The sequence below is a fragment of the Pantoea sp. A4 genome (assembly GCF_000295955.2).
Classification (GTDB): domain Bacteria; phylum Pseudomonadota; class Gammaproteobacteria; order Enterobacterales; family Enterobacteriaceae; genus Pantoea; species Pantoea multigeneris.
Genome location: NZ_ALXE01000054.1, coordinates 1 through 10,201, shown reverse-complemented (window position 1 = coordinate 10,201; position 10,201 = coordinate 1). Strand labels below are relative to the sequence as shown.

The following is a 10,201-nucleotide window of genomic DNA, read 5'->3' as shown; positions in this document are numbered from 1 at the left end:
GTAAAGACGCCGTGAATCCTCCCTGGAGGCTCTGCCGCCGCATCCATGCGGCGGAAGCTTTACTCTACTCCCCACCATCCCCGCCTTCATGTGAGTAATGTGCAGACCTTCTTCCGTGCCTGCATGTGAGTGAGGTGCGGGCCATCGTCCGTGCAGATTTGGGTCTGTACAAAAGGGAGAGGGAATGTACGGCATCACTATTACATGTATCACAGAACGGGCTCCCTCTCCCGCGGGCGGGAGAGGGCTGGGGTGAGGGGAAATTACGCGCCGAGGTAGGCGCTACGCACCGCTTCGTTGGCTAACAGCGCATCACCGCTGTCTTCCAATACGACACGACCGTTTTCCAGTACATAGCCACGATCGGCCAGCTTCAGTGCCTGATTCGCATTCTGCTCCACGAGGAAAATGGTCATCCCTTCACGACGTAGCTGTTCAATAGTGTCGAAAATCTGCTGAATAATAATCGGTGCCAGACCCAACGACGGCTCGTCCAACAGCAGCAAACGCGGCTGACTCATCAGCGCACGGCCAATCGCCAGCATCTGCTGCTCGCCACCTGACATAGTGCCCGCACGCTGTACTTTGCGCTCCGCAAGGCGTGGGAACAGGGTGTAGACCCGTTCGATACGCTCCAGATATTGCTGGCGCGTGGCAAAGAAACCGCCCATCGCCAGATTCTCTTCCACCGTCATGCGCGAAAACACGCGTCGGCCTTCCGGCACAATCGCAATCGCCTCACGCATAATGCGTGCGGTTTGCCAGTCGGTAATCGCTTTGCCGTCGAAAGTGATGCTACCGGAGCTGGCACGCGGCTCACCGCACAGCGTCCCGAGTAGCGTCGTTTTCCCTGCACCGTTCGCACCAATCAGCGTGACAATCTCACCCTGTGCGATATGCAAACTCACACTGTGTAGCGCCTGAATCGGGCCATAGTGAGCGCTTACGTTATCAAGCGTTAATATTGGATTCGCCATCTTATGCCTCACCTAAATACGCGCGGATAACATCCGGGTTGTTACGCACTTCTTCCGGTGTACCGTTGGCCAGCGGCGTTCCCTGATTAACCACATAAATGCGATCTGAAATGCCCATCACCAGCTTCATATCATGTTCAATAAGCAGTACCGAAACGTTGTGCTCACCGCGCAGTTCAGCAATCAGCGCATCCAGTTCGTGCGTCTCTTTCGGGTTCAACCCGGCAGCGGGTTCATCCAGCATTAAAATCTCCGGACGCGTCACCATACAACGAGCGATCTCCAGACGACGCTGCTGACCATAAGCCAAATTACCGGCCTGGCGGTTGGCAAGTTCCAGTAATCCGACGCGTTCGAGCCAGGTTGCTGCGCGATCCAACGCTTCACTCTCACTACGACGAAACGCCGGAGTTTTGATCAATCCTGAAAACACACCGCTTTTCAGATGCTGATGCTGCGCCACCAGCAGGTTTTCAATCACCGTCATTTCACGGAACAGGCGCACATGCTGGAACGTACGCACAATCCCCATCCGCGCAATCTTCTGCCCTGGCAACCCTTGCAAAGCCCGATCGCGCAGTTTAATCGTGCCGCCCGTCGGCTTATAGAAACCGGTCAGGCAGTTAAACACTGTGGTTTTACCGGCACCATTGGGACCAATCAGCGAAACAATTTCTTTCTCGCGCAGCTCCAGTGCCACGTTGTTAACGGCTAACAGGCCGCCGAAGCGCATCATCAGGCCTTCAACGGCTAATAAAGGCTGACTCATGCCTGCTCTCCTTTACTACTCTGCTTCAATTTCAGGTGCGGACGGGTCATCGGTAACAGCCCTTGCGGACGCCAAATCATCATCAGCACCATTAAACCACCCAATACCAACATGCTGTATTCGTTGAGGTCACGCATCAATTCGCGCGAAACCACCAACAGCACGGCCGCAAGGATCACCGCCAGCTGTGAACCCATCCCCCCCAGCACTACAATCGCCAGCACAAAAGCGGACTCGACAAAGGTAAAGGATTCCGGGCTGACAAAGCCCTGACGAGCGGCAAACAGCGTACCGGCGAAACCGGCAAACGCGGCACTGATGGTAAACGCCGTCAGCTTGATTCGCGTTGGGCTTAAGCCCAGCGAACGGCAGGCAATTTCATCTTCACGCAGCGCTTCCCAGGCTCGGCCCAACGGCATACGTAACAGACGATTGATCACGAACAGCGTCAGCACTACCAGCAGCAATGCCACCAGATAGAGGAAGATAACCCGGTCATTTGGGTCATATTTCATGCCAAACACATCATGGAAGGTTGCCCACCCCCCTTCACTGACGCGGCGGCCAAATTCCAGACCGAAGAAGGTCGGTTTTGGGATCTGTGCAATGCCGTTCGGGCCGCCGGTGATTGCGGTGTTGTTCAGCAGCAAAATACGCACGATCTCACCGAAGCCAAGGGTCACGATAGCCAGATAATCCCCGCGCAGGCGCAGCACCGGGAAACCTAACAGCAAACCAAATATCCCGGCCACCAGCCCCGCCAGCGGCAGGCTCTGCCAGAAGCCAAAACCGTAGTAGTGGTTCAACAGCGCAAAGGTATAAGCGCCAATGGCATAAAAACCGCTGTAGCCCAATACCAGCAGACCCGAAAGTCCTACAACGACGTTCAGACCCAGGCCGAGCATCACGTAAATCAGCGTTAAGGTCGCGATATCCACGCTGCCGCGCGAAACAAAGAACGGCCAGGCAACAGCAACCACGATCAGCAGCGCCATCAACCATTTCTGTTTTGGCGTTGAACCATCGAAACTCGGCAACACAAACCCTTTGCCGCTGCGCTTCAGCGAGTTCTGGAACAGCGGACGCAGCAGTTGGAAAACAAATACCACCGCCGCACCGATGTAAATCCACTGCCAGCGCACTGCGCCAGCATTGACCACCACCAGCTGAGTGCCGTTGAGGTCGAGCCGCATGCCCATAAAGAAGCTGGCCAGCACCAGCAGCATCACCGTGGAGATCACGGCGTTAATCCACCCGAGGCGTTTCATACTTTCTCTACCTCCGGGCGGCCAAGGATACCGGTTGGCATCACCAGCAACACCACGATCAACAGTGCGAAGGAGACCACATCTTTATATTCCGTGCTGAGGTAAGCACTGGTCAGTGCCTCAGCGATCCCCAGTACCAGGCCACCAATCATCGCACCTGGAATGCTGCCGATGCCGCCCAGTACCGCTGCGGTAAACGCCTTCATCCCGGCCATAAAGCCGATAAACGGGTTAATTGAGCCATAGAACTGGCCTAACAGCACCCCTGCTACCGCCGCCATCGTCGCGCCGATAATAAAGGTCAGTGAGATAACCCGGTCAGTGTTGATACCAAGCAGGCTCGCCATTTTAAGATCTTCGGCGCAGGCGCGGCAGGCACGTCCCATACGGGAATAGCGGATGAACAACGTCAACGCCAACATGGAGAGGAAGGTCACCACCCAAATGACTAGCTGCATCGTCGAAAGTGTTGCCGCGAAGCCGTTGCTTTCACCCAGCGTCCACTGGCCGGTAATCAGGCTTGGTAACGCCAGATCGCGTGAACCTTGCGTCAGGCTGACGTAGTTTTGCAGGAAGATCGACATGCCTATCGCGGAGATCAGGGCGATCAGGCGCTTGGAGGATCGTACCGGCCTGTAAGCCACACGCTCAATGCTCCAGCCATAGGCGCTGGAGATGATAATCGCCATGATGAAGGCAGCACCAATCAGCAACCAGCCCACATCGATGCCCATCATCATCAGGCCCGCGATAACAATAAAGGAGACATAACTGCCGATCATGTAGACCTCGCCATGGGCGAAGTTGATCATGCCGATGATGCCGTAAACCATGGTGTAACCAATGGCGATCAGCGCGTAGGTGCTCCCGAGGGTAACCCCGTTGAACATCTGCTGAATGAAATAAAGAATTTGTTCGGACATAGTGAAGACCTGCTCTGCAGCGAAAATGCGCGCTTCGGATAGGAAGTGCGCCGGGATAGAGGGGAAACGGCTCAGCTATTGAGCGCGTTTCCCCTCCCCCTGCCCCCTCCCGCAAGCGGGAGGGGGAAATAGAGTGAATCCTCTGGCCAGCACACGACCGAGGGTGAGCGCTAATCCCACTTCAGCTATCGAAGAAGGAGGTACCAACTCCTCTTCAGTTATCGAAGAAGGAAGTATTAACCCCACTTCTACGCCTGAAGAAGGTGATCGCTAACCCACGTCTCGTACTGGTGAGGTATTACTTAACGGCAGTAGAGGAACCGTCTTTGTGCCATTTGAAAATACCGAACTCGAAGCCTTTCAGATCGCCTTTTTGATCCCAGCTCAGGTTACCCATTACCGTTGGAACCGGAGCGCCTTCTTTCAGGTTCTTCGCAATGGCATCAGGCTCTTCACTCTTGCTACGCTCAATACCGGCAACCAGAGACTGGATAGCCGCATAGGTTGTCCAGACGAATGGACCTGTAGGATCTTTGCGGTTGGAAGCGCTGTTGGTTTTGATCGCGTCAACAATCGCTTTGTTGTCTGGCAGCTGGTCATAACGCTTCGGCAGGGTGACATACAGCCCTTCCGATGCATCACCGGCGATGTTAGAGAGTGAAGCATTGCCCACGCCCTCTGGTCCCATAAAGCCAGCATTCAGACCTGCGGCCTTCGCCTGGCGCAGAATCTGGCCCAGTTCCGGGTAGTAACCGCCGTAGTAAACGAAGTCCACGTTCTCTTTCTTCAGACGTGCAATCAGGGTAGAGAAATCTTTATCGCCCGCGGTGATGCCTTCAAACAGCACCACGTTACCGCCTTTGGCTTTCAGGGTTTTCTGTACTGATTCTGCCAGCCCCTGGCCGTACTGCTGCTTGTCATGCACAACGGCAATACGTTTTGGTTTGATCTGATCGAGGATGTAGTTAGCCGCAGTAGGACCCTGATCGGAATCCAGACCGGTGGTGCGCAGTACATCCGCATAGCCGCGTGCGGTCAGCTCTGGTGCCGTTGCTGCTGGGGTGATCATCAAAATGCCTTCGTCGTTGTAAATATCCGACGCTGGCTGAGTAGAGGAAGAGCAGAGGTGGCCGATGACATACTTGATACCATCGTTAACCACTTTGTTCGCTACCGCAACGGCCTGTTTCGGGTCACAGGCATCGTCATATTCCACGCCAACTAACTTGTCACCGTTAACGCCGCCTTTGGCGTTGATGTCTTTGATCGCCTGCGCAGCGCCAGTGAACTGCATATCGCCGTACTGCGCTACCGGACCGGTCGCAGCACCTACGATGGCGATTTTAATGTCTTTAGCCAGCGCGGCATGGCTCAATGCCAGCGCAACGCATCCGGCCAGTAAGGCGCGTCCTTTACTCATTTTCATGCGAACTTCCCCATCAGTTGTGTCTGTGTATGTTGTGTTTAGCTTATTTTCTGCCAGTAAACGTCGAAAATTCATTGTGCAATAATGAGTTAGCGAGGTTTTCTGGCATCTTTTGGTGATAACGCTTTATTTTTCAGGTTATTAAACAGGAAGTTTCTTCTGTAAATCAACTGACACAATCAGTATTGACGGGGGATAGCAGCATAATCGACTGGTTTTTCTGGACGGTTTTTATGCACATTTCCAGCGTGTTATGCTGGATAATTGCACGAGATGACCCCGTTAATACCGCACCTAAAGTATATTGGTGAGCTTTTAACCTGTTTTTCACACACAAATGTAGCCGACCGAATCAGACACAAATTCGCTACACTATGCGCATTCAACACCCCCTTTTGACCACACAGGTGTCACTATGAAACTTACTATCCTGCGTCTGACGACGCTGACCCCGCAGGATCGTCTGGACCTTGGGAAAGTATGGCCTGGAAGAGATATTGCGCAACTTGAGCAGGAATTAAATGAGAACCATCGGCTGTACGCGGCGCGTTTTAATCAGCGTCTGTTGGGTGCATTACGCTTAGAGATTCGCGGAACGCAGGGAAGCATTACGGATATAGAGGTGCGCGAAGTGACGCGTCGACGCGGTGTCGGTCAATATTTAGTGGAAGAGACGCTGGCACAAAATGGGTCACTGGCGGACTGGTGGATTGCGGATGACGGCCTTGGGGACCAGAATATTCGCGCGGCCTTTATGCAGGCTTGCGGTTTTCGCGCACAGCCAGATGGCTGGAGCAAATCGCAGGCATAAAAAAGGGCGACCGGGTCGCCCTTTCCTGCTCAGTTCTGCTTACGCTTCGATCGCCATACGCAGTTTTTTCATGGCGTTCTTTTCCAGCTGCCTTACACGTTCAGCAGAAACGCCATACTGATCCGCCAGCTCTTGAAGCGTGGTTTTGTTCTCTTCATCCAACCAACGGGCACGGATAATGTGCTGGCTACGTTCATCGAGGCCCATCATCGCATCGCTGAGTTTATCTGCTGCGTGCGAATCCCAGTTATCTTCTTCGATACCGTCAGCAAAGTCTGAGGTTTTATCCTGCAGATAAAGCACCGGTGCCATGGTACGCGTTTCGCTACTTTCGTCGTCGCTGGACATATCAAACGTCATATCCTGCGCCGCCATTCGCGACTCCATTTCACGCACGTCTTTACTGCTCACACCCAGCTCGCGTGCCACCATCTCAACTTCATCCTGGTTGAACCAACCCAGACGTTGTTTGCTTTTACGCAGGTTAAAGAACAGCTTACGTTGAGCCTTGGTGGTTGCTACTTTCACAATACGCCAGTTGCGCAGAACGTATTCGTGAATTTCCGCTTTAATCCAGTGCACGGCAAACGAGACCAGACGCACACCCACTTCCGGGTTAAAGCGGCGCACCGCTTTCATCAGGCCAATGTTACCTTCCTGGATCAGGTCTGCCTGTGGCAGGCCATAGCCGGAATAGTTACGAGCAATATGAACAACAAAGCGCAGATGAGACAGGATCAGCGTCTTAGCTGCATCCAGATCGCCCTGGTAATGCAGCCGTTCAGCTAACGCTTTTTCCTCTTCAGCCGTCAATACCGGCCAAACGTTGGCAGCCCGAACATAAGATTCCAGGTTACCAAGAGGAGCAATTGCTAAAGTTTGCATTTCTTTGGTCATTCAAATCCTCACAAATCAGGTTTATCGCTGCACGTTCCCTTGCATCAGGGCTACATTATGACAACCCAGCCAGAAAATCGAAAGCAATCTGTGCTACACAGAGTTGGACGGCAAAGTTATCCACAAGTTCAATTGTAGCAGTGAATATTTTACACACAGATGACGAGAGGGTAAAGCGCGGGCCTCTGCTCCCTTATCACCGGCAGCAGAGGCATATTATAGCAGAAAACGTTACAGCGGATTACTGCGGCGTAAATCGGCGTAAATGTTGTACAGTTGCCAGCCACGCTGCCACCCAACCGATGATCGCCGCAATCAGGAGTAGCAGTAACGCTTCATCCCAGGAGAAGCCATCCAGCGAGAAGGTGGTTCCGAATACTGCGGCCACGTGCGCCACCACCGATTGCAGGCGCAACACCAGCACTTCCGACAGGATCAGCGACAACACCGCGCCGCTAAAGCCGAGGAGCGCACCGCCATACAGGAATGGCCGCAAGATAAAGCCATCCGTTGCGCCAATCAGCTTTTGTACATTAATGGTATCGCGACGGGCGAAAATGCTGAGCCGGACGCTGTTACCAATCACCAGGAACACCGCAACGATCATTAACAGGCCAATCATTGATGCCACCTGTCCGACTAACCCGGTGAGGGCTGCCAGTCGTGCAAACCAGCTATCATCCATACGGACTTCATCAACACCCTGCACCTTCGACACGCGATCGCGCAGGCTGTTTAACGTATTCTCGTTTTGGAAATTGAGCTTCGGCGTGATGATCGCGACCGCAGGCAGTGGATTTTGCTCCAGCATATCCATTGAACCGCCAAAGCCTGACCAGTTTCGGAACTCATTCAGCGCTTCTTCACGCGTCAAATAGTTGACGTTATCCACACCGTCTAACTGCTTCAACTGATTCGCCACGTTTTCGGCTGCGTCATCATCCAGCGTTTTCGACAGATAAACCGTCAGCTGAGGAGCCGGATACCACTGCTCCGCTGCCTGACTGACGTTTTTCCACACCATGTAGCACACGCTCGGCAACGTCAGAGAGATGGCAATGACCATCACAGTGAGCAGCGTTGCCAGCGGCTGACGCCACATATCTGACAACGTGCCACGCAGTGCATAACGCCACTGCTCTTGCCAGCCGCCTTTCAGCGCTTTGCTTTTCGTTGGCTGTTTGGTTTTCGGCGCAGCCGTGGGTTTTTTATTTCGTTTATTAACCATTGTTGCCTCCGTGCAGGCGTCCCTGGTTCAGCGTCATCACGCGGTAGCGACGGCGTGCAATCAGCCCGTTGTCATGGGTTGCCATCAGGACCGTCACACCTACACGGTTAAACTCTTCGAACAGGCGCAGAATATCTTCTGACAGCGCCTCATCCAGGTTACCGGTGGGTTCATCCGCCAGCAGCACCGCCGGTTTATTCACCACGGCACGGGCAATACCTACGCGCTGTTGTTCACCACCAGAGAGTTGGATTGGGAAACTTTTTGCTTTGTCGAGCAGACCGACTTTATCCAGTGCAGCGGATACGCGACGACGGATGTCCTCGCCGCTGGCACCGGAAATGATCAGTGGGATCGCCACATTGTCGTATACGGAACGATCCATCAGCAGGTGGTGATCCTGAAAGATCATGCCAATCTGCCGCCGCAGAAAAGGCACCTCACTGTTACGCAGTCGGGAAATATCATGACCGCCAAACCAGATACGACCAGCGCTCGGCCGCTCGATGCCACAGATGAGTTTGAGCAGCGTACTTTTCCCGGCTCCAGAGTGGCCAGTCAGAAACGACATTTCTCCAGGTTGCAGATGAAAATCCACCCCCTGCAGTGCCTGACGCCCTCCCAGATAAGCCTTACTGACCTCTTCAAAGCGAATCATCCCAATTAGTCCTCGCGGGCAAACAGTGCCTCAATAAAGTCCTCAGCCTTGAACGGCCGTAAATCTTCGATACCTTCACCTACACCGATATAGCGGATAGGAATACCGAACTGGTCAGCGATGGAGAAGATCACGCCCCCTTTCGCCGTTCCATCCAGCTTAGTCAATGCAATACCGGTCAGACCTACTGCTTCATTAAACAGTTTGGCCTGGCTGACGGCATTTTGCCCGGTGCTGGCATCAAGGGTTAACATCACTTCATGCGGCGCATCTTCGTCGAGCTTTTTCATCACACGGGTGATTTTTTTCAGCTCTTCCATCAGGTGCGATTTGTTCTGCAAGCGACCGGCGGTATCGGCGATCAGCACGTCTACGTTACGGGCTTTTGCTGCCTGAATCGCATCAAAGATAACCGAAGCGGAATCCGCGCCGGTGTGCTGTGCCACCACAGGAATGTTGTTACGCTGGCCCCAGACCTGCAGCTGCTCCACCGCTGCGGCACGGAAAGTATCGCCTGCGGCTAACATCACTGACTTGCCTTCCGCCTGATACTGACGCGCCAGCTTGCCGATGGTGGTGGTTTTACCTACACCGTTCACGCCTACCATCAGAATCACAAACGGCATTTTGCCGCCGACATCCAGTGGCTCATCAACTTTTGCCAGAATGCCGGCCATTTCCGCTTTCAACAGGCCATACAACGCTTCCGCATCGCGCAGCTGTTTGCGGTTTGCCTGTTGAGTCAGGTTAGTGATGATGCGACGCGTGGTTTCTACCCCAACGTCGGCAATTAACAGCTGTTCTTCCAGTTCTTCGAACAGGTCGTCATCGATTTTCTTGCCACGGAAGAGCCCCATAAAACCAGAACCAAGGTTCTGTCGGGTTTTGACCAGGCTGCGTTTCAGGCGAGAGAAGAAACCTTCTTTAGTCGGGCGCGCCTGCTCAGCGGGCACAATCGGTGCCAATGGCAGATCGCCAACGCTGTTTTCTTCCGCGTCATCCTGTGGGGCTTCTGCCAGCGCCAGCTCGGCCAGTTCATCCTCAGTAGGTGCCTCTTCGGCTTCCTCAGCGATCAACTCAGGCTCTGCAACTTCGCTTACCGCTACTGCTTCAGGCTCCGCTGGCGTGTGGGCGACTTCCGGCTCAACCGACTCTGCCACTACAGGCTCTGCAACTTCGCTGACCGCTACCGCTTCAGGCTCTGCTGGCGTGTGGGCAACTTCCGGCTCAACCGGCTCTGCCAC

10 protein-coding genes are annotated in these 10,201 nt (G+C 53.9%); 1 reads left to right on the top strand and 9 read right to left on the bottom strand.

Going from position 1 to position 10,201, the window contains the following annotated elements; translation table 11 throughout:
* Window positions 1–263: 263 nt before the first annotated feature.
* The 5 genes from livF to B880_RS0122190 all read right to left on the bottom strand — a co-directional run bounded on the left by livF (window position 264) and on the right by B880_RS0122190 (window position 5,363).
* Entirely contained in the window at window positions 264–977 is a 714-nt protein-coding gene (gene livF, locus B880_RS0122210) for a high-affinity branched-chain amino acid ABC transporter ATP-binding protein LivF (protein WP_017349669.1), read from the bottom strand.
* A gap of 1 nt (window position 978) precedes the next feature.
* Window positions 979–1,746: a high-affinity branched-chain amino acid ABC transporter ATP-binding protein LivG gene (livG, locus tag B880_RS0122205; RefSeq protein ID WP_017349668.1), complete on the bottom strand. Its 768-nt coding sequence runs from the start codon at window positions 1,744–1,746 to the stop codon at window positions 979–981.
* Window positions 1,743–3,014 (bottom strand): high-affinity branched-chain amino acid ABC transporter permease LivM, encoded by a 1,272-nt coding sequence (locus B880_RS0122200; RefSeq protein ID WP_017349667.1) that lies wholly within the window; start codon window positions 3,012–3,014, stop codon window positions 1,743–1,745. The genes livG and B880_RS0122200 overlap by 4 nt, the downstream gene beginning before the upstream one ends.
* Window positions 3,011–3,937: a high-affinity branched-chain amino acid ABC transporter permease LivH gene (gene livH / locus B880_RS0122195; protein WP_017349666.1), complete on the bottom strand. Its 927-nt coding sequence runs from the start codon at window positions 3,935–3,937 to the stop codon at window positions 3,011–3,013. Before livH ends, B880_RS0122200 begins: the two co-directional genes overlap by 4 nt.
* A gap of 298 nt (window positions 3,938–4,235) precedes the next feature.
* Window positions 4,236–5,363, bottom strand: a complete 1,128-nt coding sequence (locus B880_RS0122190) for a branched-chain amino acid ABC transporter substrate-binding protein (RefSeq protein WP_017349665.1) — start codon at window positions 5,361–5,363, stop codon at window positions 4,236–4,238.
* A 415-nt stretch (window positions 5,364–5,778) separates the two neighbouring features.
* Here B880_RS0122190 and panM point away from each other — a divergent pair, with 415 nt between their 5' ends.
* Window positions 5,779–6,174, top strand: a complete 396-nt coding sequence (gene panM, locus B880_RS0122185) for an aspartate 1-decarboxylase autocleavage activator PanM (RefSeq protein ID WP_017349664.1) — start codon at window positions 5,779–5,781, stop codon at window positions 6,172–6,174.
* Between the two features lie 39 nt (window positions 6,175–6,213).
* Here the strand turns inward: panM and rpoH are convergent, their stop codons facing one another.
* From rpoH to ftsY, 4 genes are all read right to left on the bottom strand, one after another.
* Window positions 6,214–7,071: an RNA polymerase sigma factor RpoH gene (gene rpoH, locus B880_RS0122180; protein WP_017349663.1), complete on the bottom strand. Its 858-nt coding sequence runs from the start codon at window positions 7,069–7,071 to the stop codon at window positions 6,214–6,216.
* Between the two features lie 241 nt (window positions 7,072–7,312).
* Entirely contained in the window at window positions 7,313–8,299 is a 987-nt protein-coding gene (ftsX, locus tag B880_RS0122175) for a permease-like cell division protein FtsX (protein WP_017349662.1), read from the bottom strand.
* Window positions 8,292–8,957 (bottom strand): cell division ATP-binding protein FtsE, encoded by a 666-nt coding sequence (gene ftsE / locus B880_RS0122170; RefSeq protein ID WP_017349661.1) that lies wholly within the window; start codon window positions 8,955–8,957, stop codon window positions 8,292–8,294. The genes ftsX and ftsE overlap by 8 nt, the downstream gene beginning before the upstream one ends.
* A gap of 5 nt (window positions 8,958–8,962) precedes the next feature.
* A partial coding sequence (gene ftsY / locus B880_RS0122165; RefSeq protein ID WP_017349660.1) for a signal recognition particle-docking protein FtsY occupies window positions 8,963–10,201 on the bottom strand: 1,239 nt, incomplete at its 5' end.

Coding starts and splice junctions, on each gene's coding strand:
- livF (WP_017349669.1), bottom strand. CDS start 977: ATGGCGAATCCAATATTAACGCTTGATAACGTAAGCGCTCACTATGGC.
- livG (WP_017349668.1), bottom strand. CDS start 1,746: ATGAGTCAGCCTTTATTAGCCGTTGAAGGCCTGATGATGCGCTTCGGC.
- B880_RS0122200 (WP_017349667.1), bottom strand. CDS start 3,014: ATGAAACGCCTCGGGTGGATTAACGCCGTGATCTCCACGGTGATGCTG.
- livH (WP_017349666.1), bottom strand. CDS start 3,937: ATGTCCGAACAAATTCTTTATTTCATTCAGCAGATGTTCAACGGGGTT.
- B880_RS0122190 (WP_017349665.1), bottom strand. CDS start 5,363: ATGAAAATGAGTAAAGGACGCGCCTTACTGGCCGGATGCGTTGCGCTG.
- panM (WP_017349664.1), top strand. CDS start 5,779: ATGAAACTTACTATCCTGCGTCTGACGACGCTGACCCCGCAGGATCGT.
- rpoH (WP_017349663.1), bottom strand. CDS start 7,071: ATGACCAAAGAAATGCAAACTTTAGCAATTGCTCCTCTTGGTAACCTG.
- ftsX (WP_017349662.1), bottom strand. CDS start 8,299: ATGGTTAATAAACGAAATAAAAAACCCACGGCTGCGCCGAAAACCAAA.
- ftsE (WP_017349661.1), bottom strand. CDS start 8,957: ATGATTCGCTTTGAAGAGGTCAGTAAGGCTTATCTGGGAGGGCGTCAG.